The 23126-nt window shown below is 72.0% G+C and carries 25 protein-coding genes; 10 read left to right on the forward strand and 15 right to left on the reverse strand.

Annotated features, from left to right (window positions below; all coding sequences use genetic code 11):
* The first annotated feature begins 193 nt into the window (after nucleotides 1–193).
* Nucleotides 194–1402, forward strand: coding sequence for an NAD(P)/FAD-dependent oxidoreductase (locus ABT294_RS36865; RefSeq protein ID WP_350811024.1), 1209 nt, complete (start codon nucleotides 194–196; stop codon nucleotides 1400–1402).
* Between the two features lie 71 nt (nucleotides 1403–1473).
* Here ABT294_RS36865 and ABT294_RS36870 read toward each other — a convergent pair whose 3' ends face one another.
* From ABT294_RS36870 to ABT294_RS36895, 6 genes are all read right to left on the reverse strand, one after another.
* Nucleotides 1474–1686, reverse strand: coding sequence for a hypothetical protein (locus ABT294_RS36870; protein ID WP_350811026.1), 213 nt, complete (start codon nucleotides 1684–1686; stop codon nucleotides 1474–1476).
* A 65-nt stretch (nucleotides 1687–1751) separates the two neighbouring features.
* Nucleotides 1752–2570 carry a nucleotidyltransferase domain-containing protein gene (locus ABT294_RS36875; protein WP_350811028.1) on the reverse strand — a complete coding sequence of 273 codons (819 nt, stop codon included), beginning with the start codon at nucleotides 2568–2570 and terminating at the stop codon, nucleotides 1752–1754.
* 79 nt (nucleotides 2571–2649) lie between these two features.
* Nucleotides 2650–3000 carry a DUF1330 domain-containing protein gene (locus ABT294_RS36880; RefSeq protein WP_350811029.1) on the reverse strand — a complete coding sequence of 117 codons (351 nt, stop codon included), beginning with the start codon at nucleotides 2998–3000 and terminating at the stop codon, nucleotides 2650–2652.
* 187 nt (nucleotides 3001–3187) lie between these two features.
* The gene (locus tag ABT294_RS36885) at nucleotides 3188–4096 is read right to left on the reverse strand and encodes an LLM class flavin-dependent oxidoreductase (protein ID WP_350811031.1); all 909 of its coding nucleotides are present in this window, start codon (nucleotides 4094–4096) and stop codon (nucleotides 3188–3190) included.
* 158 nt (nucleotides 4097–4254) lie between these two features.
* Nucleotides 4255–4776 carry a MarR family winged helix-turn-helix transcriptional regulator gene (locus ABT294_RS36890; RefSeq protein ID WP_350811032.1) on the reverse strand — a complete coding sequence of 174 codons (522 nt, stop codon included), beginning with the start codon at nucleotides 4774–4776 and terminating at the stop codon, nucleotides 4255–4257.
* Nucleotides 4777–4955: 179 nt separating this feature from the next.
* Entirely contained in the window at nucleotides 4956–6860 is a 1905-nt protein-coding gene (locus ABT294_RS36895) for a DUF2264 domain-containing protein (RefSeq protein ID WP_350811033.1), read from the reverse strand.
* Nucleotides 6861–7028: 168 nt separating this feature from the next.
* Between ABT294_RS36895 and ABT294_RS36900 the strand changes: the two genes are divergently transcribed.
* The 6 genes from ABT294_RS36900 (at nucleotide 7029) to ABT294_RS36925 (ending at nucleotide 12982) form a co-directional block, all read left to right on the forward strand.
* On the forward strand, nucleotides 7029–7952 hold the full coding sequence (locus tag ABT294_RS36900; protein ID WP_350811035.1) for a cation diffusion facilitator family transporter: 924 nt from the start codon (nucleotides 7029–7031) through the stop codon (nucleotides 7950–7952).
* Nucleotides 7953–7984: 32 nt separating this feature from the next.
* Nucleotides 7985–8884, forward strand: coding sequence for an aminoglycoside phosphotransferase family protein (locus ABT294_RS36905; protein ID WP_350811121.1), 900 nt, complete (start codon nucleotides 7985–7987; stop codon nucleotides 8882–8884).
* A gap of 120 nt (nucleotides 8885–9004) precedes the next feature.
* Nucleotides 9005–10555 carry a phenylacetate--CoA ligase family protein gene (locus ABT294_RS36910; protein WP_350811036.1) on the forward strand — a complete coding sequence of 517 codons (1551 nt, stop codon included), beginning with the start codon at nucleotides 9005–9007 and terminating at the stop codon, nucleotides 10553–10555.
* Nucleotides 10552–10998: a DUF4188 domain-containing protein gene (locus tag ABT294_RS36915; protein ID WP_350811037.1), complete on the forward strand. Its 447-nt coding sequence runs from the start codon at nucleotides 10552–10554 to the stop codon at nucleotides 10996–10998. The genes ABT294_RS36910 and ABT294_RS36915 overlap by 4 nt, the downstream gene beginning before the upstream one ends.
* Nucleotides 10995–12068 (forward strand): hypothetical protein, encoded by a 1074-nt coding sequence (locus ABT294_RS36920; RefSeq protein ID WP_350811038.1) that lies wholly within the window; start codon nucleotides 10995–10997, stop codon nucleotides 12066–12068. Before ABT294_RS36915 ends, ABT294_RS36920 begins: the two co-directional genes overlap by 4 nt.
* Nucleotides 12065–12982, forward strand: a complete 918-nt coding sequence (locus ABT294_RS36925) for a nitroreductase family protein (RefSeq protein ID WP_350811039.1) — start codon at nucleotides 12065–12067, stop codon at nucleotides 12980–12982. The genes ABT294_RS36920 and ABT294_RS36925 overlap by 4 nt, the downstream gene beginning before the upstream one ends.
* 2 nt (nucleotides 12983–12984) lie before the next feature.
* On the opposite strand, the gene ABT294_RS36930 is transcribed toward ABT294_RS36925, so the two are convergent.
* Nucleotides 12985–13134 carry a hypothetical protein gene (locus ABT294_RS36930; RefSeq protein WP_350811040.1) on the reverse strand — a complete coding sequence of 50 codons (150 nt, stop codon included), beginning with the start codon at nucleotides 13132–13134 and terminating at the stop codon, nucleotides 12985–12987.
* A gap of 77 nt (nucleotides 13135–13211) precedes the next feature.
* Between ABT294_RS36930 and ABT294_RS36935 the strand changes: the two genes are divergently transcribed.
* Nucleotides 13212–14507: an MFS transporter gene (locus ABT294_RS36935; RefSeq protein WP_350811041.1), complete on the forward strand. Its 1296-nt coding sequence runs from the start codon at nucleotides 13212–13214 to the stop codon at nucleotides 14505–14507.
* A 5-nt stretch (nucleotides 14508–14512) separates the two neighbouring features.
* Here ABT294_RS36935 and ABT294_RS36940 read toward each other — a convergent pair whose 3' ends face one another.
* Both ABT294_RS36940 and ABT294_RS36945 read right to left on the reverse strand, forming a co-directional pair.
* A complete protein-coding gene (locus ABT294_RS36940; RefSeq protein WP_350811042.1) occupies nucleotides 14513–15850 on the reverse strand; it encodes an ABC transporter permease in 1338 nt (445 codons plus the stop codon).
* Complete coding sequence (locus ABT294_RS36945; protein WP_350811043.1) at nucleotides 15847–16665, reverse strand: ABC transporter ATP-binding protein; 819 nt, start codon at nucleotides 16663–16665, stop codon at nucleotides 15847–15849. The genes ABT294_RS36940 and ABT294_RS36945 overlap by 4 nt, the downstream gene beginning before the upstream one ends.
* Nucleotides 16666–16913: 248 nt before the next feature.
* Between ABT294_RS36945 and ABT294_RS36950 the strand changes: the two genes are divergently transcribed.
* Nucleotides 16914–17702, forward strand: coding sequence for a TetR/AcrR family transcriptional regulator (locus ABT294_RS36950; protein ID WP_350811044.1), 789 nt, complete (start codon nucleotides 16914–16916; stop codon nucleotides 17700–17702).
* Between the two features lie 348 nt (nucleotides 17703–18050).
* Nucleotides 18051–18260 carry a helix-turn-helix domain-containing protein gene (locus ABT294_RS36955; RefSeq protein WP_350811045.1) on the forward strand — a complete coding sequence of 70 codons (210 nt, stop codon included), beginning with the start codon at nucleotides 18051–18053 and terminating at the stop codon, nucleotides 18258–18260.
* A 10-nt stretch (nucleotides 18261–18270) separates the two neighbouring features.
* On the opposite strand, the gene ABT294_RS36960 is transcribed toward ABT294_RS36955, so the two are convergent.
* The 6 genes from ABT294_RS36960 to ABT294_RS36985 form a co-directional block, all read right to left on the reverse strand.
* Complete coding sequence (locus ABT294_RS36960; protein WP_350811046.1) at nucleotides 18271–18711, reverse strand: acyl-CoA thioesterase; 441 nt, start codon at nucleotides 18709–18711, stop codon at nucleotides 18271–18273.
* 1 nt (nucleotide 18712) lies between these two features.
* Nucleotides 18713–19345, reverse strand: coding sequence for a TetR/AcrR family transcriptional regulator (locus tag ABT294_RS36965; protein ID WP_350811048.1), 633 nt, complete (start codon nucleotides 19343–19345; stop codon nucleotides 18713–18715).
* A 185-nt stretch (nucleotides 19346–19530) separates the two neighbouring features.
* The gene (locus ABT294_RS36970) at nucleotides 19531–20715 is read right to left on the reverse strand and encodes a CU044_5270 family protein (RefSeq protein WP_350811049.1); all 1185 of its coding nucleotides are present in this window, start codon (nucleotides 20713–20715) and stop codon (nucleotides 19531–19533) included.
* Nucleotides 20712–21233: an RNA polymerase sigma factor gene (locus tag ABT294_RS36975; protein ID WP_350811050.1), complete on the reverse strand. Its 522-nt coding sequence runs from the start codon at nucleotides 21231–21233 to the stop codon at nucleotides 20712–20714. Before ABT294_RS36975 ends, ABT294_RS36970 begins: the two co-directional genes overlap by 4 nt.
* A 393-nt stretch (nucleotides 21234–21626) precedes the next feature.
* The gene (locus tag ABT294_RS36980; protein ID WP_350811051.1) at nucleotides 21627–21980 is read right to left on the reverse strand and encodes a hypothetical protein; all 354 of its coding nucleotides are present in this window, start codon (nucleotides 21978–21980) and stop codon (nucleotides 21627–21629) included.
* Nucleotides 21981–22041: 61 nt separating this feature from the next.
* Entirely contained in the window at nucleotides 22042–23052 is a 1011-nt protein-coding gene (locus tag ABT294_RS36985; protein WP_350811052.1) for an ArsR/SmtB family transcription factor, read from the reverse strand.
* Nucleotides 23053–23126: the final 74 nt, after the last annotated feature.

A 23126-nucleotide genomic window follows, 5' to 3' on the forward strand; every position in this document is an offset into this window, starting at 1 on the left:
CGTGTTCCGCCCCGCACGGAACCTGACCTGGTACGGCACAGCCAGCGCTTGAGCCTCCACCACAGCAGTCCCCTTCTCGATCTCCGTGCAGTGCACGCCAGGTGTCGCATCTCCGTCTTCTATGTCAATATCTATTGATTTTAGAAGCTGTCTACCGCGTCGAGCGGAAGCGCGCACGGAAGAAGAGAGCCAGATGCCGGATGTACTGATCGTCGGAGCAGGGGTGGTCGGCGCGAGCGTCGCCTACCACCTCGCTGAACTCGGGTGCACCGATGTGGTCGTCATGGACCGCCGGGCAGCGGACGCCCACCCTGGCTCGACCGGGCTGGCACCCGGTTTCGTCGGCCAACTGAGCTCCACGCCCGAGCTCGCCGCCCTGGCGCAAGACAGCGTCAAGACCTTCAGCACGCTGCATGACAGCACGGGAACTGCGGCCTTCCGGCGAGTCGGCTGCCTGGAAATCGCCACCGGTGGTGAGCGGTTGACGTCCTTCCACGCCGACGTCGAGCAGGGTAAGCGCCTGGGCATCGACGCCCGTGTCATCGCCCCGCAGGAAGCCGCCGGGCTCGCGCCTGGTCTGGTCGATCCGAGCCAGGCGCTCGGCGCCCTGTACGTGCCCTCCGACGGGGCGGCGGAGCCGACCGTTGTGACCACGGCCCTGGTTGAGTCGGCCGCCGCCCGAGGGGTCGCCTTCCGCTGGGGGACGGCCGTGCACGAGCTCGCCTTGGCCGGCGGCCGCGTGGTCGGAGTGGTCACCGATGCGGGCGTCGTACGTGCCGAACGAGTGGTCCTGGCCACGGGCATCTGGGGCACCCGCCTGACGGAGCCGGCCGGGCAGAGGTTGCCCATGGTCGCAGTAGAGCATCCGTACGTGCTGAGCCCCGAGCGGCCCGAACTGGCGGACGCGCTGGAGCCGACGACTCGGCCCATCGTGCGCTACCCAGAACACGCCGTCTACACGCGCCAGCACGGCCGCCGTTGGGGGCTGGGCTCGTACGCGCACCAGGCCCGCCCCGTCGCCGCGCTCGCGCTCGGTGACTCGGCCGAACGCCTCTACCCCCATCAAGACTTCGACCCCGTGGTCACGACCGCGGCCGCCCTCGTTCCCGCATGGCGCGGAACGAGTCCGGAGCGCCGTATCAACGGGGTCTTCGCTCTCACGCCAGACGAACTGCCCCTGGTCGGGACGCCCGCGGCGCTGCCCGGCCTCTACCTGGCCGAGGCGAGCTGGGTGACCCACTCCGGAGGCGTCGGACGGCTGGTGGCCCACCTGCTGACCGGCAAGGGAGAACCCCCGGTCGACCCCGACCGGCTGCACCCTGACCGTTTCGCCGGTTGGACGCAGGCGGAGATCTCCTCCCGCGCGCTCGCTCACTACTCCAACATCTACGACGCGCATTGACCTGAACCGCGCCGGCCCCCGGACGGGGCAGCGAATCCCATGCGGGCCGTCGCGGCCCGCATGGTACGCGATCAAACAAAGGAATCGATCTTGATCGTGGACACCTTGCCCGGTTCGTCGACGGAGAGCGCCGGCCACACCTCCACAGCCGCGAAGGCGCCGGGGCGAGAGGACACCAGCCGACTGTCCGGGGCGAATGTCATAGCGCTCACCGGTATCCAGCTGTCGATGCCGGACATCTGTGTCCAGGCCGTGCGGGCGGCCGCCACCCCCGGTTCACGCATAGGTCTGACCTCGAGTGGAAGAGGGGTGGAGAAGATCGCTTGGGCCGCGAGGGGTGGTGTGGAGGTCAGCGGCCTACGGCCGTCTTCACCTCTCCCACCAGGGCGGCTGCGTCGGCGACGGTTTCCTCGATCTGCCGCGTCGACTCGCCGATGTCGCCAAGGAGCCTCTGGGCTCGTACGGCGAAGTCCTGCGGGGACGCGGAGAGCCGTCCCGCCGAGGCCACCATGCCCTTCTCGTTGATCAGCCACTGCCCCGCGTGCCCGTGCAGCGCCTGACAGGCGACGCCCACGGCACGGAACAGGCATCCGGCCGCGTAGGCGGGGTCGGTGCCGACCGCCCCGTAGCGCGCCAGTTGCACGGCGAAGTCCGCCTCCCACAGCCCCTCGACGAGTGCGGCACCCAGGGCTGCGGGGTAGGCACCGGTCCGTTCGCGCAGGTCGGCGAGGTCCCCGCGAGGATCGGCCAGGACCCGGCACAGGGCGACCTCCCCGGCGTAGGCGTGGGAGTAGAAGCCCAGCGGATGCCCGGCCTGGACACCGATCTCGTAGCGACCTTCCTGGCAGTCGTCCCAGATCCGGTGGACGCGGTCGAGGTCGCGGTAGATCCAGTCGACGCGCCAGCCGTCGATGGTCAGCCAGCCGCCGCCGTTGACCCACGGCCCCCAGCCGCCCGGCGCGGTCACCTCGGTTCCTTCACCGCCCAGTTCCACGGCCAGCGTCCGCAGCGCGGCGACGTCCAGGGCGCCCCGGTAGTACAGGCCCAGATCGATGTCGGAATCCGGACGGTGAGTGCCGCGGGCCCGGCTGCCGCCAAGCACGACCGCGACCACTCCGGGGACTTCTACCAGCTGGTCCGCGAGTGCCTTCAGGCCGACATCATCCATTGGCCTATCTGATCACGCATCTGCCCTCTCTCTCCTCCCCTTTTTCCGTCGAACGGCCGTTCGCCTCGAGGTTCGGGGCTCAGGGGGACAGGTGCGCGGCTCGTAGGCCGGCGGCCAGGGCGGCCGAGTCGTGGTCGGGGCCCACGCCGTCGATCAGCACGATCTCGCCCTCCATGTGCCTGGCCCGCAGCGGCACGATGGCCTGGTAGGCGGCCGAGTCGTACCAGTCGCGCGCCTGCTCGATCGAGGGGAACCGGATCAGCACCAACGCGCCCGGCCAGTGACCTTCCCGCACCTCAGGCTCGGCTCCGTGCACGGCGAAGCGGCCGTCGAACGGGTCGAGTGTCGCCTGGATGCGCTCCATGTACTCGAGGATCTCCTCGTGGAGCCCGTCAGTGGTGCGCAGGTGGCCGAGGGCGTAGGCGGTCATGGTTCTTTCCTCCTGTTTCAACCGGTACGCACCCATGGTGACCGACCCTAGGTAAGGGCGTCGATTACCTCACAGGTAGCCAGGGCCCGTCGCCGGTCGGCCTGGCCTGCTCGACGGGCGCCTGCGGCGAGGCGGTGGCAGCGGTGACGCGGACGCCGAACCGCAGCGGACGGCCGTAGTCCACCCGCTATCTCCCGGCCCCCGTCGCGCGCTCGGCGGCGACGAGTTCGCGCACCACCGGGGCGACCTCCTTGCCGAAGACCTCGAGGACCGCGGGGTCGTCGCCCATGAGGATGTAGGCGGTGAACCCGTACTCCAGGGTCAGCACGGCCAACTGCTCCGCCCACTGCGCCGGCGGGCCGGACAGCAGCCGGTCGCTGCGCGGGCCGAACTGGCCGCCGATGTTGAGCAGGCGGCGGACGGCGGCGGGTTCCCGTCCGGCCTCCGTGGCCGCGGCGTCGATGGTGGCGTTGCTGTCGGCGAGTTGGTCCAGGCTCCGGACGTAGGCCAGGGACGGCAGCCAGCCGTCGGCCTTGGAGCCGGTGAGACGGAGCATCCGGGGCTTGTAGGCGCCCAGCCAGATCCCGATGTCGTGGGCCGGGGCGGGGCCGCGCTTGGCGCCCTCGACCTGGTAGTAGTCGCCGTCCACCCGGAAGCGCGTCTTGTTGTCGGCGTCCCAGACGCCGCGGATGATGTCGATGGCCTCGCTGAGCGCGTCGACGGCCTGCGCGGGGGTCAGGCGGCGCCCGCCCATGGCCTCGATGGCGTCCCAGAACCCGCCGGCGCCCAGGCCGAGCTCGAAACGGCCGCCGCTCAGCAGGTCGAGGCTGGCCGCCGCCCGGGCGAGCACGGCGGGCGGGCGCAGCGGGAGGTTCAGGACGTTCCCCGAGAGACGGATCCGCTCGGTCCGCGCGGCGACGTACGACAGCAGCGTCCAGGTGTCGAGGAAGGCCGGCTGGTAGGGGTGGTCCTGGAAGGTCACCAGGTCCAGGCCCGCGGCCTCGGACGCCTGCGCCAGGGCGACCACCTGCTCCGGCGCGCCGTTGGCGGGGGTGATGAAGGACCCGAACATCAGGTCGTGGCCGTAGTCAGGCATGGTCGCCCTCATTCCGGTTGAATACGCTACATCACAGATGTTTTGCCTGGCTTGCTATATGCAGCACAGACATGTTGCCCAACAGCGTACTTCCGGACGGCATTCCGGGGCTGCGGAGAGCCTAGGGCGACGTCCGTCCTCGGCCTCGGCACGCCGCCTTACCGCGCGGCGTCCTCGCCCAGCACCCCGCTGACCACCTCGCACGGGTCGACGGCGGGCTCGACGTCGCGCACGCCGCACGCCACCCGCCGCAGCAGGCGCCGGAACGTCTCGCGATCGGCCGCGTCCAGCGCGCCGAGGACGGCGTCTTCGGCCTCGCGCACCCGCCGCTCGAGCTCGCGCAGGACGCTGTCGCCGTGCGCGGTCGCGACGATCTTGCGCTGGCGACGGTCGGACGGGTTGAGGCGGCGTTCCACCAGACCGGCCTCGACCAGGTCGTCGATGAGGTACGTCAGCACGGTGCGGTCGATGCCCAGGTGCGTGGCCAGGGCGAGCTGGTTCGGCTGATCACCGTGGACCACGGTGGCCAGCGTCTCGTAGCCGCGCGGGCCCTGCGGGAAGTCGCCGATCACCGTGACGACCGAACGGTGGAGAGCGCGCAACAGCACCCCGAGGGACCACCCCAGATCGCCCCCGGCGCGGTCGGCCGGCGCCCGGTCTGGCTGCCCCTCGTCGCTCATGCTCGAAATCATACGGCGGCTCTCTGTCCAGCCACCCTTCTCATCCACATACGGTCTGCGAGACAGCAGGTACTGGGGACGGGGCTCGCAACCCCGCCCCCGGCCCCAGGCGGGCTCGGCCGAGGCTCGCCGCCCGCGAGCGGGGAACTCGCCGACCACCACCGCACGCGAGCCGTTCGCTACCGGGTGCAGGTGGGGTGGTCGCCGAGGTTCACCGTCACCCGGTCACCGCCCGGCAGGGTCAGGGTGACCTGGTCGCCTTCGACCCGCACGTCCGGCGCGGGCGGCTCCTCCCCCGTGCCGGTGAGCTGCACGACGCTGACGTAGACCGCCGTCCCGCCGGGGTGGGCGTCCGCGAGCGCGTACGGCGTGGCCGAGTACCGCCCGTACGCGTTCGCGCCCTCCGCGGTCACGACGCCGGACCCCGTGTAGCCGTGCAGGCCGCGCACGGCGCTGGTCATCCCGTCGGGGCGCCGGACGACCGCCATCGCCGCCCCTGTCTCCACGGCGAGCGGGGCCGCGCCGGCCAGCGCGTGGCCGCCCTCCCTGACCTGATGCCCGGCGGGGGCGGTGACCTGGTGGATCCGCACCTCGGCGGCCCCGTCGACCACCGAGGCGGTCACCACGCGGACCGGGCCGGCCGGCAGCTCGTCCCGGTAGGCGGAGGCGGCGAACCGGTCGCCCACGGCCAGGGGCTCGATGCGCCGCCTGAGGGAGACGGCGCCGTCCGGCGAGACGACGGCCAGGTGCCCGTCGACGCCCTCCACCTGCTCCCCCGCCTCGGGGCCCGTGTGGCTGGTGTAGCCGAACTTGAGGTAGTACGGGTTCGGCGGCCGGGACGCGTCCTGTATCCGGTCGTTGTCGCTGCCGTGGTTGATCAGCCGTACGACGCCGTCGTCCCTGGTGGCGTGGACCAGCCAGCCCGGGCTCGGCAGGGCCACCGCCTGGTCGGCGAGGTCGACGGGCGCGGGCTCCTCGGGGTCCGTCCAGGCGGGGTGGTCGGGTGGCAGCAGCAGGCCGACGAAAGCCTTGCTGGCCCAGTAGGGCGAGCCCGGCCCCGAGTAGGACTGCACGCAGGGCAGGAACGTGTCGTACCAGCCGAGCGTGAGCAGCCCCCGTTCGTCGGGCGCGCCGCGCTCGACGAAGTGCCGCAGCACCCCGCTCGCGATGCGGCGGGTGGTGCCGGGCGCCAGCGGGGAGGCGTCCGCGAGCGCGCCCAGCCAGAGCGGCGCCGCCGTCGCGAACCGGTAGGTCAGCGAGCGCCCCTGGTGGACGGGCCCGCCGTCGGCGGCGAACAGGTGCTGGTACTGGCCCAGGAACTCCCGCAGCCGCCCGGCGTAGCGTTCCTGACGTGCGGTGTCGCCGGACATCCTGGCCCACAGCACCGGGTAGAGGTGCATCGCCCAGCCGGCGTAGTAGTCGAAGTTCTTGCCCGCGCCGTCGGTGTACCAGCCGTCGCCGACGTACCACTCCTCGATCCGCTCCAGGCCTCCGTAGATCTCACCGGGCTCGTGCGGCCCGCCCACCTCGGCGAGGAACTGCTCGACGACCACCTGGAACAGCACCCAGTTGTTCGCCGCGGTGCGCCGGCCGACGAAGCCCGACAGCCACTCCACCACGCGTTCCTGCTCGGCGGGCGAGAGCCGGTCGTACAGCCACGGACGGGTCTCGTGCAGGGCCAGCGCGATCGACGCCGCTTCCACCAACTGCTGGGACATGTCGGCCAGCGCGGGCCAGGCGTACGGGTGCGCCGGGTCGGTGCCCGCGACCAGCCCGCGCGCGTACCGCTCCAGGAGGGCGGGCGGCACCGCCCCGCGCGCGCCGGCGATCCGGAACGCGGCGAGCAGGAAGGTGCGGGCGTACCCTTCCAGGCCGTCGCTCTCCAGGCCCGAGCTGCCCTGCCGGCCCGGCATGCGGAACTGGGCGAAGTCGTCGGTGGCGTACGGCACGACGGAGTCCAGCAGATGGTCTGCCACGGCCTCCCAGTGGGCGCGGGTCCACCCGGTGTACCGGGAGAGCCGCGGGTCGTGAGGAGGGAGGCGCAACGCTGAGGTGTCACCGGAGGAACCAGGGGAAAGGCGCATGAAGCGCTATGGTAACCGCCTCGGGTAAGCGCTTACCACCGACCTTCGCTCCCGACTTACGCGGCGCTCGCGATCGTCCGGGACCCGCTCGCGAAGGGCCTGGAGGTGTAGCGGCGGATCCCAGGGGTAGCGCGGGGTGCCTGGGCGTGGAGTTCAGCTGGAGGCGGCGTGCGGAAGAGCGGCGGGCTGGAGGCCACCTTCGCGGCGCTGGCCGCCAACGTGGCCATCGCGGCGAGCAAGTTCGCGGCCTTCGCTTTCACCGGGTCCTCGGCGCTGCTCGCCGAGGGGTTGCACTCGGTGGCCGATTCGGGCAACCAGCTGCTGTTGCTGCTCGGACGGCACCAGGCGGAACGCGCGCCGACCCCCGAGCATCCCTTCGGCTTCGGGGGCGAACGCTACTTCTACGCCTTTCTCGTGTCGGTCGTGCTGTTCTTCGGCGGCGGCCTGTTCGCCCTGTACGAGGGCTACGAGAAACTCCTCCATCCGCATCCGCTCGAGAGCTGGCCGTGGGCGATCGGCGTGCTCGCCGTGGCCATCGTGATGGAGTCGTTGTCGCTGCGTACGGCGGTGCGCGCGTCCAACGACGTACGCGGACGCCGGTCCTGGCCCGCGTTCATCCGCCAGGTGAAGGCGCCCGAGCTGCCCGTCGTCCTGCTGGAGGACACCGCCGCGCTGATCGGGCTGGCCTTCGCCGGGATCGGGGTGACACTGACGGTCCTCACGGGCAACGCCGCGTTCGACGGCCTCGGGTCCATCGCCATCGGCGCGCTGCTGGTCGTCGTGGCCGTGGTGCTGGCCGTGGAGACCAAGAGCATGATCATCGGCGAGGCCGCCTCGGCCGGGATCCAGAAGACGATCCAGGAGACGCTGGCCGGCGAACCGCTCATCCAGCGGGTCGTCAACCTGCGCACCCTGCACGTGGGCCCCGAGCACGTGCTGGTGGCCGCCGAGGTCCAGCTGCCCGCCGGCACCGACCTCGGCGTGGCGGCGAAGGCCATCGCACAGGTGGAGGACCGCGTCCGGGAGCGCCTGCCCGTCGCCTCGCTCATCTACCTGCAGCCGACCACGGCCGAACTGGACGACGGCGACTGAGCACGCCTCGACAGATGGTGTCATGGGTGTCCATGGGCACGGGCAAGATGCACGAGGACGAAGCGGACATCGACGAGTCCCTCGTGCGCCGGTTGCTGGCCGCGCAGTTCCCGCAGTGGGCGGATCTGCCCGTCGAACCGGTCGCCTCCAGCGGCGCGGACAACGCGATGTACCGGCTCGGCGACGACATGGCCGTGCGGCTCCCCCGCATCGAGTGGGCCGTCAGATCTGTCGGACGCGAACAGGAGTGGCTGCCGCGGCTCGCCCCGCTGCTCCCCGTCGCCGTTCCCGTCCTGCTCGGGAGGGGCGTGCCCGGGGAGGGCCATCACTGGCCGTGGTCGGTGCTGCGCTGGCTCGACGGCGAGAACCCCGCCGTCGGCCAGCTCGCCGACCCCGAACTGCTCGCCGAGGATCTGGCGGAGTTCGTCCTCGCGCTGCGGTCGATCGACCCCGCCGACGGGCCGCCGGCGGGCTGGGGCCAGCACCTGGCGACGCTGGACGAGTCGGCCCGCACCGCGATCGGGGAGCTGGACGGGCTCGTCGACACCGGCGCGGTGACCGCCGTCTGGGAGGAGTCGCTGCGCCTCCCCGAGTGGGCGGGACCGGCCGTCTGGATCCACGGCGACCTGTCACCGGGGAACGTGCTGCTCACCCAGGGGCGGCTCAGCGCGGTCATCGACTTCGGCAGCGTCGGCGTGGGCGACCCGACCACCGACCTGATCGCGGCGTGGAACCTGCTGCCTCCCGGCGCGCGCGACGTCTACCGGGACGCCCTGCGGGTCGACGAGGCGACCTGGCTGCGAGGACGCGGCTGGGCGCTGGTGGTCGCGCTCGTCCAGCTCTCGTACTACCGCGCGACGAACCCGGTGCGCGCGTCCGGCGCACGGCAGGTGATCCGCGAGGTGCTCGCCGATCATCAGCGGTCCGCCTGAGACGGCAGGTGATCCGCGAGGCATGCATCAAGCTCCTTAGCCCGATGGGCCGACGCCCCCATCAGGGGATGAAAGCCGACATTAAGCGATCATTTATCCAGCTCGATAGGTTTCACCTCTATGACCCGCTTAAGTCCGACCTTGGGGCCGCTCACCCCTCGGCAGCGCTGGCGCAGGGCCCGGCTGCAGGCGTACTCGTGGCTGCTGACCGGCGCGTACCGGCTGGGGGCGACGCACCCCGCCGTGTGGCGGTTCGTCGCCCGCACCTACCACCCCGTCCTGGACCGGGTGGCCGCCAGACACGCCCGGCTGGCCTGCCAGTTCGCCGCCGTGGACGTCCCCGCCTACCGCCACTTCCTGCGCGGCCACGGCGCCGAGCACGCCAGGACCCTGGACGCGTTCCCCGAGACCACCAAGCAGAACTACGCGGGCGTCTACGACGAGGCGAGCCGCTGTCAGGAGGGCAGGCTGCACCGGCCGGGCGTGATCGTGGACGAGTCCTCGGGGTCGAGCGGCAAGCCGTACAACTGGGTGCGCGGCCCGCGCGAGCTCAAGGGCATCTACCGCAACGCCGCCGGCTACATCGAGCTGGTCTTCCCCGGCAAGAAGCTGTTCGTGATCAACGCCTACTCGATGGGCGCCTGGGCCACCGGCACCACCACGGGCGCCGCCATGGCGCGGATCGCGATGGTCAAGAACACCGGGCCCGACCTGGAGAAGATCGCCGACACGCTGGAGCACTTCGGCCCCGGCTACGACTACGTGATCGCCGCCTATCCGCCGTTCCTGAAGCACCTGCGCGACCGGCTGGACGAGGCCGGCTTCCCGTGGCGCGACTACCGCATCCGCGGCATGGTCGGCGGCGAGGGCATGACCGAGGCGCTCCGCGACTACCTGGAGGAGCGCTTCGAGGAGGTCCGCTCCGGCTACGGCGCCAGCGACCTGACGATCGGCATGGGTGCTGAGAGCGGGTTCAGCGTCTGGCTGCGCAAGCGCCTGGCCACCGACGAGCGGCTGCGCGACCAGCTGCTCGGCCCTGGCGAGCAGCGGCTGCCGATGATCTTCCATTACAACCCGCTGGAGACCTTCCTGGAGGTCAACGCGGACGGCGAGCTGCTGTGCACGATCAACACCAAGACCTGCCTGCAGCCCAAGCTGCGCTACAACGTCGGCGACGAGGCCAGGCTGCACACGCTGGCGGAGGTCAGGCGGGCGCTCGGCGCCGAGTACGAGGGGGCGTGGACCGACGAGCGGATGAACCTGCCGCTGCTGTTCCTGTTCGGCCGCAAGGACTCGACGATCTCGTACATGGGCGCCAACCTCTACCCGCAGGACGTCGAGTACGGCCTCTACCAGGGCAACCCGTACGCCGCCGCGATCAACAGGTTCTGCCTGTCGCTGGAGGAGCAGCCCGGCCTGGAGTACCGGCCGGTGGTCAACATCGAGCTCCGCGAGCTCCGCGAAGGCTCGGCCCTCGACCGTGACGAGCTGGCCGCGATCTGCCGCGAGGGCGTGGTCGCGCACCTGGCCAGGGTGTCGCGCGACTTCGCCGAGTCGCTGAGGGAGGATCCGACGGCCGCCGACCTGCGCGTCAGCATCCACGACCCGGGGCAGGGGCCGTTCGCCGGGCTGACCAAGATGAAGAACGTCTACCTGTTGAGGGACGCATGAAGACCACCGACTTCAGCCAGGCGCCGCCGCAGGGGCGGGCGAGCGCGATGTTCGTCGGCGCCACCCGCTACCGGGGGCCGCTGTCGATCATCACGCTCACCCTGACGTGGTTCCGCATGGTCCGCGACATGAAGCGGATGCGCGGCTACTGCTGGCACAAGGTCTACTGGGAGTTCCCCTTCACGCTCGGCACGTTGGCGTTCTTCGAGGACCGCGACGCGCTGCTGCGCTTCGCCCGCAGCCGCCACCACCGCAAGCTCATGCAATGGGTGACGGACGGCACGAAGAACGCCACCGGCGGATACATCCGCCTCTACAACGCGGAGCCGGAGGGCTACAGCAACGGCGTCTGGCGCGCCGAGGGCGGCCCCATGGCGCACATCGAGACGTTCACCCCGCTGTCCACGGAGGACGGCGAAGGCCCCCGGGTGCGGCGCGGATGACGCTCCAGCCGGTCGAGACCCGCCGTGACCTGCGTGACTTCCTCGCCCTCACCGACGACGTCTACCAGGGGGACCCGCGCTACATCCCACCGCTCCACGCGCAGGTCCGTACGTGGTGGCGGCGCGGCGTCCGGATGGGCCTGCTCAGACGGCGCGGACGGGTCGTCGCCCGGACCACCCTGCACACCGACCCGGCGCTCGACGCCAAGCTGGGCCGGGCCACCCAGCTGTTCGGCCTGACGGAGTTCACCGAGGACGCCGCCGAGGAGCTGTTCGACGGCGTCTGCGCCGCCGGCCGGGCAGGCGGCAGGGACGCGGTGTTCGGGCCGGTCTCGCTGCTGCCCAACCAGGCGGGCGGCGTGATCACCTCGGGCTTCGGCGAGCGCGGTTTCATCGACAGCGCGTGGAACCACCCCTACTACCCGGCCGCCTACGAGCAGCACGGCTTCACCCGGCGCTTCGAGTCCGACACCTGGATCTGCCCGGTCCCCGCCGAGCCGGCGTTCACCTTCGACGACGAGCGGATCGCGGCCGAGCGGCTGCGGGTGCACCGGGGCGACAGGAAGCGCGTCGGGGAGCAGCTGCCCATCCTGCGCGAGATGCTCAACGCCAGCTTCGCCCAGCTCGGCTACTACACCGAGATCTCCGCCGAGCAGTTGGCCGCCCAGACCGACGGGCTGGCCTACCTGCTGGACGAGGCGCTGCTGCTCTACCTGACGAAGGCGGACCGGCCGATCGCGTTCGTCCTCTGTCTGCCCGACATCTCCGCGTTCGTGGCGAGGATCCGCGGGAACCTGCACCCGCTCAACCAGCTTCGCCTGCTGGCGACCAGGTCCCGCCACCGCCGCGAGGCCGTGCTCATCATCAAGGGGACGGTCCCCAGCGAGCAGGGACGCGGCTACATGCGGCTGCTCGCCCGCGAACTGCACGAGGGGCTGCGCCGCGGCGGCTACCGCACGCTGCGCAGCACCTACGTCGAGCGCACCAACCCCGGCTCGGCCGCGCAGTACGTCGCGATGGGCGGGCGCCCGCTGCACGGCTACACCTTCTACGGCAGGGACCTGGCGTGAAAGAGCTGCGGGCGCTCGAACCCGACTTCTGGCGCGCGCCGAGCGCGCACAACACCCAGCCGTGGACGCTCACCTACACCGGCGGCGAGGCGGCCGTCGGCTGGGATCCGGCGCGGGCGCTGCCCGTCAGCGATCCCACCGGCCGCGACCTGCGCCTCGGCCTGGGCGCGTTCGTCGAGACGTGCCTGATCGTCTGCGCGGACGCGGGGCTCGACGTCGCCTTCCGTCCCGACCCGGGGCCGCTGCGGGTGGGCTACCTGCACGCCGCGCCTGAGCCGTACCGGACGCCCTTCACGACCGCGGACGTGCGGGCGCGCGGCTCCAACCGCGGCGGCTACCACCCGGGACGGCTGCCCGCCGAGGTCGCCGACCGGCTGACCGGCGTGCGCCGCCTGCCCTGCCGGGACCTCGCCGGCCTGCTGTACGCGGCGGACCTGAGCCAGTTCGGCGACCCCGACGTGACACGGGAGCTGCGCGACTGGCTGCGGCTGACTCCGCGCCACCCCCGCTACCAGCTCGACGGGCTCACCGACCAGGCCCTGACGCTCAGCGGGACGAAGGCGTTCGGGCTGCGCGCCTCACTCGCCCTCTACCCGGCGCTGCGCGGCCTGGGACTGCCCAGGGCGCTGGCCGCGGCCGCGCGCGGGCTGCTCGACTACGACGGGGACGTGCTGGTGCTGGTCGGGCCGGTGGCGGAGCAGGTGGAGCTCGGCCGGGTGCTGATGCGGAACTGGCTCACCCTCTCGGGCCTGGGCTACACCACGCACCCGATCAGCCAGGTCATCGACTGCGCGGAAACCCGGCAGGCCCTGGCGGACCGGCTGGGCGTGGCCGACCCGCTGACCCTGCTGCACGTGGCGAGGGTCGGGCGGCCGAAGACGCCCGCCGCCCCGTCCGCCAGGACGAGGACGTGATCTCAGGTCCTGTCGATCAGCGGGTCGACCAGCGGGGTGCGCTTGTAGAGCACCTGGTTGCCCCGGCGGTGCGACTCCAGCAGCCCGGCGTCGCGATCGCCGCCGCATTCGGTACCGAATTCCGCGGCACTGCGCAGCGTTTCCTCCCCCATCTGAAGACGGGTGTTTCCACGCTCGAGGAGTCTCGACGACTGGAGAACGGCTCGGGCGTCCTGGCAGGCTGCCGCTCATGTCATCCCACCCGTCCGGGAGCGGGGGCCCGGGCCCGAGCTCCGGATACCTGGCCGTCTTCGCGGTTCGCGAGTTCCGCGCGGTGTTCGCCGCGCACGCGATGTCGACGCTCGGGGTCGTCGTCTCCGAGATCGCCCTGTCGGTCCTGATCTACCGGCTCACCTCCTCGCCGCTGCTCAGCGCGCTGACCTTCGCCTTCGGGCTGCTTCCGTACGTGGTCGGCGGCACCCTGCTGTCCTCCGTCGCCGACCGGTTCCCGGCCCGCCGGGTTCTGGTCGTCTGCGATCTGCTCTGCGCCGCCTGCGCGGCCGGGATGGTGGCGCCGGGCATGCCCGTCGCGTTGCTGCTCGTCCTGCGGTGTGTGACCGCCGCCGTCGCGCCGGTCTTCCAGGGCACGCGGGCGTCGACGCTCGGCGACATCCTCGGCGAGGGCGACCTGTTCATCCTGGGCCGCTCGGTCATCCGGCTCGTCGGGCAGAGCGGGCAGCTCGCCGGCTTCGCCGCCGGCGGCCTGCTGCTGGCCCTCCTGTCGCCGCGGGCCGTCCTCGTGCTGACGGTGGCGACCTTCCTCGGCTCCGCGCTGCTGCTCCGCTTCGGCACGTCCGCCCGTCCGGCGCGGGCCGGGACGGACGGCGGCGCGCTGGTGAGCGAGTCGCTCTCCGGCATGCGACTGCTTCTCGCCGACAGGCGCGTCAGGTCGCTCCTGCTGCTGGCCTGGGTGCCGCCGATGTTCGTGGTCGTGTCCGAGGCGCTCCTGACCTCGTACGCCGGCGCCCTCGCGGTCAGTCCGGCGGGGCTCGGCCTGCTCATGTGCGGGATGCCGGTCGGCGCGATCGCGAGCGAGGCCCTGGCCGGCTCGCTGCTCGGCCCGCGCGGCCGGGCGCGTCTCACGATGCCGGTCGCCGTCCTGGCGATGCTGCCGGCCGTCGGGTACGCGTTCCAGCCCTCGCTCGGCTGGGCGCTGGTATGTCAGGTGCTGACCGGCTGCGGCATCTCGTACACCCTCGGCCTTGACCAGTGGTTCGTCGCCGCCGTCCCGGAGCGGCTACGCGGCCGGGCGATGACGGTGATGACCGCCGGCCTGATGACGGCCCAGGGTCTGGGCATGACTCTGGCGGGCGCGGCCGCCGAGTTCGTCCCCGTCCACCAGGTCATCGCCTGCGGGGGCGCGCTGGGCCTGGTGTGCGTGTCCGCCGTGCTGTGGGGCGTCCTGCGGACGCGGAACGCGGACGGGAGCCGCGCCGGAGGCCGGTCAGGCCGGCGCCCGGACAGGACGGGAGGGGCGCGCCGGTAGGCGGGCTACGCCGCGGAGAGGGCGTCGACCGGCCGGGTGCGCAGGGCGCCCAGCGTCGTCGGGATCGCGGCCAGCATGACGAGCAGGAAGGCGCCCCCGACGATGGCCAGGTACATCCACGCCGGTCCGGACGCGATCGGCGAGCCGGTCTTGACCAGGCTGTACGGCACGGTCGTCACCGCGGCGGCGACGGTGCCGAGCACGACGGCGATGGCGGCGGTGACGGCGGCCTCGACGGTGACCATCTTCAGCACCTGGCCGTGGGTGGCGGCGGACAGCCGCAGCAGGCCGAACTCGCGGCTCCGCCGGCGGGTGGCCGCGACCAGCGTGTTGATGACCACGATCGCCGAGAAGCCGATGATCATGGTGACGACCAGGTAGTTCACGGGCGCGAGTGGCACGCTCGCGTCACCGGCGACGGCGGGCCCGCGGTGGGTACTGTCCTCGGTGCTCTGCATGTAGAGGGTGCCGGCCGCGATGCCCACCAGCAGGATCAGCGGTGACGCCACGCTGGCGCTGTGCTTCGCCCGCACGTGGACGTTGCGGGCGGCCAGCCTGGCGGTGGCCCCGATCCTGGCCTGGGTGAACAGCCTGATGGGCGTTACCGCGGCCGGGCTGAGCAGGGCGAGCCCGACCGCCACGGCCACGCCCGCCGGGCCCGCGGTGCTGGAGAGCAGCGGGCCGTTCTCCATGAGGAGGGTCCCCGCCCCCAGGCTCAGGCCGACGACCAGCAGCCCCAGGCCGCTGAGCACGCGGGCGCGGGTCAGCGCGCGGGCCGCCGCGGGCGTGGACTCGCCCAGCGCGCGCACGGGCGGGATGGACGCGGCCCGCCTGCTGGAGATCAGCGCGGCGCCGACCGCCGCGAGCAGGGACGTGCCCGCGCCGATCGCCACGCACAGCCACCCGGCGCTCAGCTCGGTGCGGGCGCTGACCAGGCCGCCGTCCACGAGCCGCCCGAGGACGACCGCGCCGAGCCCGATGCCGGGCAGCAGGCCCGCGACGACCGCGGGCAGCGCCACCATGACCGTCTCCCTTACGACGCTCTGCCGGATCTGCCGCGGGGTGGCGGCGATCGAGCGGAGCAGCGCGAGTTCCTGTTCCCGGTGCTGGATGGTCAGGGAGACGGTGGAGACCACGCCGAAGGCCACGATCGCCACCGTCCAGCCGCCGAGGATGGCGGGCAGCATGACCAGGAAACCGGTGTCGCCGCCGGTCGCCATCCCGGTCTCCAGCAGGCTCGCGAACGCGGTGAGCAGGGCGGTGCCCGCCGCCATCACGGCCGCCGAGGCGAGGAACGACGCCCTGTGCGCGCGGACCGTGAGGAAGGCCAGTCTCCACATCATCGGAGGCCGCCGTCCTGGTGGACCGGCCTCGCGTCGGCGGCTGCCGGCGCGGACAGCTGGGCCATCCGCGCGGCCACCGCCCCCGCGTGCGGGCGCGCCATGCTGTCGACGATCCGCCCGTCGGCGAAGAAGACGACCGTGTCGGCGTAGGAGGCCGCCACCGGGTCGTGGGTGACCATCACGATCGTCTGGCCGGACAGGGTCACGGCCTCCCGCAGGATGTCGAGCACGTCGCGGGCGGCCTGGGTGTCGAGCGCGCCGGTGGGCTCGTCCGCGAAGAGGACGGCCGGCTGGGAGAGCAGGGCGCGGGCGATGGCCACGCGCTGCTGCTGGCCGCCGGACAGCTCCGCCGGGCGGTGGTCGCTCCGGTGGCCGAGCCCGAGCCGGGTGAGCAGCGCCCGCACCTGCCGCTGGTCGGCATGGCGGCCGGCGAACTCGAGGGGCAGGGTCACGTTCTGCGCCACGGTCAACGTCGGCACGAGGTTGAAGGACTGGAAGACGAATCCCATCCGCTCACGCCGGAGCCGGGTCAGGGCCGTCTCGTCCAGGCCCTTCAGGTCGCGGCCGTCGAGGACGACGGACCCGGACGTCGGCTGGTCGAGCCCGGCGGCGCAGTGCAGCAGGGTGCTCTTTCCCGAGCCCGACGGGCCCATCACCGCGGTGAAGGTGGCGCGGGGGATGCGCATCGTCACCCTGTCGAGCGCGGTGACGGCGGCGTCGCCGTGCCCGTGGCGCTTGACCACGTCGAGCAGTTCGAGGGCGTAGGGCGCGGGCGCATGGGCATGCGCCCCTCGTGAATACGCTGTACGAGTCATAAATACACCGTACAACATGATCGGAGGATATACGCTAATTTGTCCTATTTCCCCAGGTCAGCCGACTTGATTCGTTCATTTCTGCTCCCATCTTCTATACTTTCGTCACGATATGAGTTTCGTGACGAAAATGAGGGCGGTCACCGAGCATGCCGACGTGTGAGATGTGTGGACGACCCCTGCGCCCGGCCGAGCGCGGACGGCCTCCGCGATACTGCTCACGCGCCTGCCGGGCACGCGCCTACCGGATGCGCGTCGCGGACCGGTCGACGGCGGACGTGCGGGACGCCGCCGAGATCGGCGCCCCTTCTCATGAGCCCCACGCCGCGGGCGGCTCCACGGAAGGGGCCCTGGACCAGGCGCTCATCGTGCGCGCCGCGATCGAGGTCGCCGACCGGGAGGGCGTCGCCGCCGTCTCCATGCGGCGCGTCGCGGCGGAGCTCAGGGTCGCCGTGATGTCGCTGTACCGCTACGTCGCGAGCCGCGAGGAGCTCAACGACCTGATGGTCGACACCGTCTTCGGCGAGCGGCCCCTGCCGGAACCCGGCCCCGACGGCTGGCGGGCCAAGCTGGAGCTGTCCGCGCGCGAGGAGTGGGCGCTCTACCGGGAGCACCCCTGGGTGTCGCACCTCGTCGCGGTCACCACCCGGCCGCCGGTCGCCCCGAGCCTCATGGCGTACACCGACTGGCGCATGCGCGCCCTCGACGGCCACGACCTGGACTTCGCCACCCTCGTCCAGGTCGCCATCATGATCGGCACGTACCTGCAGAGCGCGGCCATCCCCCTCGCCCACGAGGCGCAGGCGGCCAGGACGACCCGCCACACCCGGCAGCAGTGGGCCGACGCCCGGCAGGACGCGTTCAGCCGCACCATGCACGCCGCTCGGCTGCCCATGGTGTCGGAGTTCGGCGCCGAGGCGTTCCAGGCGTCCGAGCCGGAGAACATCTTCGAGTTCGGCCTCCACCGCATGCTCGACGGCATCGCCACCCTGCTCGAAGCCGGCGGCCGTCAGGACCCTCCACCGTCGATCAGGTAGCCGAGACCGCCGCAGATCACGTTCGAGGATCCGACCTGCTGCGCTGCACCAGAAAGTGTTGCCGCCACCGGCTTCTACGACCACCGGGCGCTCCCCCTCCGGCCACCATGCGCGGCGGTCGCGGCAGCCGGACGCCCGCAGCCGGCCGACGCGGCGCGAGGAACAGGTTCCCCAAGTCCAGAAAATCCCTATATAGCATGGAATATACGGTTTGCGACTGCTTTCCTGGTAAGACGAAGAGCCTGTCGCCCTGGTCGCCGTCGGGCTCCATCCAGACTTCCGCCGGCCATCCGGACGGGGGCGGCGGCGGAGCGATCCCGTACGCCGCATGTGCTGGAGGAGGCGGAGATGGCTGACGCGCACGCGCTCATGGTCAAGCTCGGTGAGCGGCGCATGAACCTCGGCCTGACACAGCTGGAGGTCGCCTCGCGGATCGGCGTCTCGCAGGGCGCGGTCTCCTTCTGGGAGACCGGTCAGCGCACGCCCAACCTCGCCAAGTTCACCGAGCTGGCCGACCTCCTCGGCGTCGAGCTCACCCTCACCCTCAAAAAGCCCTGACGCGCTTGCCTCAGCACGGCGCCGCCTCCGCGAGCATCAGCGGCGCGGCGGCGGCGCGGAGTTCGTCGCTGAACGGCGTCGGCCGCAGGGTGGCCGGGTCCAGGTTGACGTTGACCCGGTAGCCCTCGGCGTGCACCACGGCGTGGTCCGCGGACAGCACGCGGAAGCCGTACCACCCGCTGGTACGTCCCATCCGCTCGAGCCAGAAGTGCACCAGCGGCTCGCCCACCCCGGTGATGGGCGTGTTGTAGGTCACCTTGAACTCGCGTACAGCCAGGAACACGTCCTTGAACGCCGATCGGCCGGGGTCGGACGCCCAGCCGAGCCGATGCCAGTACGCGCTGATCGCCCGCTCAACCAGCAAGGCGTACCGCGAGTTGTGCAACAGCCCCATCGCGTCAAGGTCGTCGAAATGCACCTGGACCGGCTCGTAAACGCCGCCTGCGGTCATGTCAGTCCTCCGGGAGAAGCGCTGGGTCAGGGCAGAGCGCACGCAGGCGCTGGAGCACGGCACGGCGGGCGTGGACGAGGGAGGCCGGCCCATCGTGCAGGCGGGAGTGGATGACGACCATCTCGCCGAGCGCGTCGATCTCGTAGGCCAGCTGGGCCGGATCCACGCTGTCGACCAGTTCGCCCACCGTCACGGCCTCCGCCACCAGCCGGCGGATGAACTCCTGCCACTCGCGCATGGCCCGCGCGAGCCGGTCGCGGACCACTCCGGGACGATCATCGAACTCGGCCTGCACCGCGAAGAAGAAGCAGCCACCGGGCAGCACGCCGTCCTCGTAGAACCTCAGCCGCGCCTCATGCAGCGCGAACAGGCGCCGTACGCCCGCAGGGGCGCGCAGGGCGGGCCCCACCACCTGCTCGGTCCACTGCCGGACGGCCCACTCCACGGCGTCGAGCTGCAGCTGCTCCTTGTCGCGCCAGTGCGCGAAGAACGCGGACTTGCTGACGCCGGCCGCCGCTGCCAGCCGCCCCAGAGAGAGCCCGTCCAGCCCTTCGACCGAGGCCAGCCCCACCGTCTGCTGGAGGATCGTCTCGCGGCTGCGCAACCCGCGCAGCCGTCGGCCGTCTTGTTCCATACGGCCACACTATATTAACGACCGATCGTTCATATAATTGGGTGATCGGTGGCGGGGGATGTCCCGCCACCGGTCGGTCGTCATCCGCTACTCGGCGCGGGGAGACGTGAACGGCGGAACCCCACGCGAACCCGTGGCGCTCTCCTCCGCCGCTCGGCGGCCTGTTCGAGGGGTCCGCGCCTCGGTCAGGAGCCGGGCTTGTCGTCGGTCCAGCCGGCTTCGAGCACGACGTCGGAGTTCCACACCGTCCCCGGCGCGAAGTCCGCGAACAGGCCGCCCGGCTGGACCACGACGTTCTCGTAGGCCAGCGCTCCCCCGGTCGCCCTGTCGAAGATCAGACGCTTGCGCAGGACCCCGCTGACGTCCTTGTCGGTCGCCTTGACCTTGGTCCGCTCGTCGATCGTGACCGCGGTGCCGGTACGGCCCTCGGCGTCGGTGACGTCCTCGGCGACCTCGACCGCGTCCAGGTCGGCGAGCATCCGGAAGGCCGCGCCGCGCACCTGCGGGGTGACCGGCATGTCGGTGATCAGCCCGGCCGTGACGTCGAACAGCCAGGCGTCCGCCGACTGCGGATCGCTCGACTCCGTGCCGTGCCCCTCATAGGAGCGCAGCAGCCAGGCCCTGAGCGCGGCCGGGTCCGACGGGAGGCCGCGCAGGTCCTTCATCGTCACGTTCCGGCCCAGCCAGAACACCTTGTCGCCCTCCACCAGGTCGGCGTGGCTGGTCCGGGCGGCTCCGGGCGCGGTCGACAGCTTGGCCGCCACCTTCTTCCCCGGCACCAGGACGCCCACCTCCTCCGGAGACCCGGCCTGCCGCCAGGCGGCCTCGTCGTCCGGGCCCGCCGGCCGCACGCCCAGGGGCTGCGACCGGCCCCACTGCTGCCCGCCGGGCGCGTACGGGGTCCAGCCCTCACTCCGCTCCTGGTCCACGACGGTGTATCCACCGCCCTCGACCTTGAACAGGGTCCGGCGCACGGACGCCGTGTGCCAGTAGGCGGCCGGCTCGTCCGGCTGGCGGTCCGCCTGCTTGGCGGCGGCCAGCAGGATGTCGCGGGCGGAGAGCCGGACCTGAGGGCCGGGGCTCCCCTGGGCGACCGAGGAGGCGACCGAGGGGGTGCCCGGGTGCGGGTCCGCGGGTGCCCGCGGCGTCGTGCCGCCCGTCCCGGAGACCACGACGGCCACCGCGGTCACGGCCGTGGCGGCCCCGGCGAGGCTGAGCCCCCAGGCCGGCCGGACGATCCCGCGCCTCCTGCGCGCGGGCCGCGGCCCCGCCATGGCGTGGGACAGCTCGGCCGCCCTGGTGCGCTCGTCGACCGGGACGTCGCCCAGGTGCGCGGGACGCGCCGCCCGCAGTTGGTCGATGGGGTTCATGTCCACTCCTCACTGAGATTCGGCACCCGTGCTCCGGCCCGCGCGGCAGGTTCCAGCCCCTGTTGGAACCGCTTGCGCGCGCGGTGCAGCCGTACGCGGAACGTGGCCGGGGAGCAGCCGACGACGCGCGCGGCCTCACGCGGCGACAGGCCCTGCCAGGCGACCAGGATCAGCGTCTCCCGGTCGTCCTCGGGCAGCTCGGCCAGCGCCTTGAGCACGCCGAGCCGCTCCGCCACCTGCTCGGCCACGTCGCTCTCGGTCCAGGACCGCAGCTCGGCGCTGAGCGCCTCGCGACGGACCTCGGCCCGGACGTTGTCGCGCAGCACGTTGCGGGCCACTCCGAGGAGCCACGGCAGGGCCGGGTCCGGGACGTCGTCCAGCCGCCGCCAGGCGATCGCGAACGTCTCGCTCACCACCTCGTCCGCCACCTGGCGTCCCGCGCGGCTCACCACGTACGCCCAGACGCGCTGCCGGCATTCGTCGTAGATGCCGGTGAACCGTTGAGAATCGTCCGTCACCAACCCGCCCTTTCTCCGGGTGTGTTCTTCCACAGGGAAGTGGTCCGGGATGCCCCATCGTTACCACCCGTTCGTCCGGAGACGCGAAACGGGACTCGGGCGCGACCGGATCCGGTCGCGCCCGAGTCGGGCAGGGCAGCCGCCACGGGCGGCCCCGGTCACCTCCCGCTGCGACAGCCGCCCGCCGGGGGTGCTGCCGTCGCCACGTTGGCGACGTTCCTGCTTTCGACGGTGGCGGTGTGGGCGCGGGGGCCGGTCAGCGCAACTGCGCAGCGCTTCCTCCCCCGCCTGAAGACGGGGGTTGCCAGGCTCGAGGAGTCTCGATGAGCCTTTGCCGGAGGATTCGGTGGCGGCGGGTGGGGGCGAGGGAGCCCCCACTACACGCAAGAGCGGCTAGGTGAAGACGTAGCACTCGACCTCGGAACGGCGGTAGGTCAGCCCCTTCTCGACCGAGTCGCGCACGCACTCGCGTTCGGAACGGCTCAGTTTCAACTCGCCGCACACGGTCACGCCGACGTACGTGCGGCAGTCGAGCGTCGGGTCCTTCTTCCCGATGCGGTAGTTCTTCCTGACCTGTGCCCGGCATTCGGCCCGCGCGGCCGAGGTGTGCGCGTACTGGCACTGGCTCAGCAGAATCTCGTACTGGTGTTTGCTGACCTCGCGCGTGCGGTGCCAGGCATGGGCGGAGGGCCCGAACAGCCCGAAAGCGGTCATCATCCCGAGCGCGGCGGTAACGATTGTCCTCATATGTTCCCCCCTCCTTGCGGGATACCGCCCAGGGCGGTCGCCAAACACCGCCGGGTCGGTGTCAGCCGGTCAGGTTGGGCTGGTGGCCGTTGAGCAGGGCGACGCCGAGCGCGGTGACGGCGTGCAACACCGCCTTGCCGTAGCGCTGGCTGGTCACCAGCTCGGCGTCGCGCAGGACGGTGACCTGCCTGCTGACCGTGGACGGCGGCAGGCCGAGCCGCCGGGCGAGCTCGGACGTCGTGCAGTCGCCGAGGGCGACGACCTCCAGGACCCGGGTCCGGGTGGGGCCGAGCAGCCCCGCGAGCGTCGGACGCCGTCCAGCGTCCCCGCCTGGGCTCTCGCCGTGGGCCCAGGCCGGGTCGTGCTCGATGGGATAGACCAGGACCGGCGGCAGCTCCTCGTCCAGCAGGGTGACGGGGGCCTTGCGGCAGAAGAACGACGGCACCAGCACCAGCCCCCGACCCTGGAGATGGAGGTCGTGCTCGGCCGGGTAGGCGAGTTCGAGCGTCGGGAAGGACCAGCGCGCCGACGGGTGCAGCGTGGCGAACACCGATTCCCAGCCGCCTTCCGACAGCACGCGGGAGCGTCGCGTCCGGTCCTGGCCGACCTGCCCGCGGATGCGCGACCAGTACGGCGACAGGCACGCCGCGAAGTACGCGCTCACCGCTCCGGCGACGGCCTGCACCGCCTGCGCGCTGCCCGCCGCCAGGTCGGCGGTCCAGCCTGGCAGCCGCCTGCCGGGATGCCGCCGGGCCAGCTCGGCCAGGTCGGCGCGGAGCCGGTCGCGAGGGGTGCGCCGCAGGCTCTCCACTCCCGCCTCCATTGAGCCGGACCCGGTGCGCGGCGTGAGGAAGTCGACCGCGTACCCCTTGGACGGCGCGAGCGGCGTCAGCAGCCTGGCGAGCGCGGGAACCCGTCCCAGCGCGTTCCGCTTCCACTCGCCGAAGACCAGCGTCTGCTCGCTGCGGCGCAGTCTGTGCAGGCTGAGCATCACCTCCCACATCGCGTCGGGCTCCGGCGAGATCCGGGTACGCGCCAGATCCGCGCCCGTGAAATGGATCCGCAGCGTCACGAGACCCCCGCTCCCAGCTGTCAGAAAGCCGTGCCCGGGCCCCCGCCACCGGCACGTTTGCATTCAGACGGAAA

The organism is Nonomuraea sp. NPDC000554 (genome assembly GCF_040300065.1).
Taxonomy (GTDB): Bacteria; Actinomycetota; Actinomycetes; order Streptosporangiales; family Streptosporangiaceae; genus Nonomuraea.

Bases quoted from the DNA above. Each gene is read 5' to 3' on its own strand.
- ABT294_RS36955 (WP_350811045.1), top strand. From the start codon at position 18,051: ATGGCTGACGCGCACGCGCTCATGGTCAAGCTCGGTGAGCGGCGCATG.
- ABT294_RS36965 (WP_350811048.1), bottom strand. From the start codon at position 19,345: ATGGAACAAGACGGCCGACGGCTGCGCGGGTTGCGCAGCCGCGAGACG.
- ABT294_RS36980 (WP_350811051.1), bottom strand. From the start codon at position 21,980: ATGAGGACAATCGTTACCGCCGCGCTCGGGATGATGACCGCTTTCGGG.
- ABT294_RS36960 (WP_350811046.1), bottom strand. From the start codon at position 18,711: ATGACCGCAGGCGGCGTTTACGAGCCGGTCCAGGTGCATTTCGACGAC.
- ABT294_RS36895 (WP_350811033.1), bottom strand. From the start codon at position 6,860: ATGCGCCTTTCCCCTGGTTCCTCCGGTGACACCTCAGCGTTGCGCCTC.
- ABT294_RS36880 (WP_350811029.1), bottom strand. From the start codon at position 3,000: ATGACCGCCTACGCCCTCGGCCACCTGCGCACCACTGACGGGCTCCAC.
- ABT294_RS36890 (WP_350811032.1), bottom strand. From the start codon at position 4,776: ATGAGCGACGAGGGGCAGCCAGACCGGGCGCCGGCCGACCGCGCCGGG.
- ABT294_RS36875 (WP_350811028.1), bottom strand. From the start codon at position 2,570: ATGGATGATGTCGGCCTGAAGGCACTCGCGGACCAGCTGGTAGAAGTC.
- ABT294_RS36935 (WP_350811041.1), top strand. From the start codon at position 13,212: ATGTCATCCCACCCGTCCGGGAGCGGGGGCCCGGGCCCGAGCTCCGGA.
- ABT294_RS36930 (WP_350811040.1), bottom strand. From the start codon at position 13,134: ATGGGGGAGGAAACGCTGCGCAGTGCCGCGGAATTCGGTACCGAATGC.
- ABT294_RS36920 (WP_350811038.1), top strand. From the start codon at position 10,995: ATGACGCTCCAGCCGGTCGAGACCCGCCGTGACCTGCGTGACTTCCTC.
- ABT294_RS36870 (WP_350811026.1), bottom strand. From the start codon at position 1,686: ATGCGTGAACCGGGGGTGGCGGCCGCCCGCACGGCCTGGACACAGATG.
- ABT294_RS36950 (WP_350811044.1), top strand. From the start codon at position 16,914: ATGCGCGTCGCGGACCGGTCGACGGCGGACGTGCGGGACGCCGCCGAG.
- ABT294_RS36945 (WP_350811043.1), bottom strand. From the start codon at position 16,665: ATGACTCGTACAGCGTATTCACGAGGGGCGCATGCCCATGCGCCCGCG.
- ABT294_RS36915 (WP_350811037.1), top strand. From the start codon at position 10,552: ATGAAGACCACCGACTTCAGCCAGGCGCCGCCGCAGGGGCGGGCGAGC.
- ABT294_RS36885 (WP_350811031.1), bottom strand. From the start codon at position 4,096: ATGCCTGACTACGGCCACGACCTGATGTTCGGGTCCTTCATCACCCCC.
- ABT294_RS36905 (WP_350811121.1), top strand. From the start codon at position 7,985: ATGGGCACGGGCAAGATGCACGAGGACGAAGCGGACATCGACGAGTCC.
- ABT294_RS36940 (WP_350811042.1), bottom strand. From the start codon at position 15,850: ATGATGTGGAGACTGGCCTTCCTCACGGTCCGCGCGCACAGGGCGTCG.
- ABT294_RS36970 (WP_350811049.1), bottom strand. From the start codon at position 20,715: ATGAACCCCATCGACCAACTGCGGGCGGCGCGTCCCGCGCACCTGGGC.
- ABT294_RS36865 (WP_350811024.1), top strand. From the start codon at position 194: ATGCCGGATGTACTGATCGTCGGAGCAGGGGTGGTCGGCGCGAGCGTC.
- ABT294_RS36910 (WP_350811036.1), top strand. From the start codon at position 9,005: ATGACCCGCTTAAGTCCGACCTTGGGGCCGCTCACCCCTCGGCAGCGC.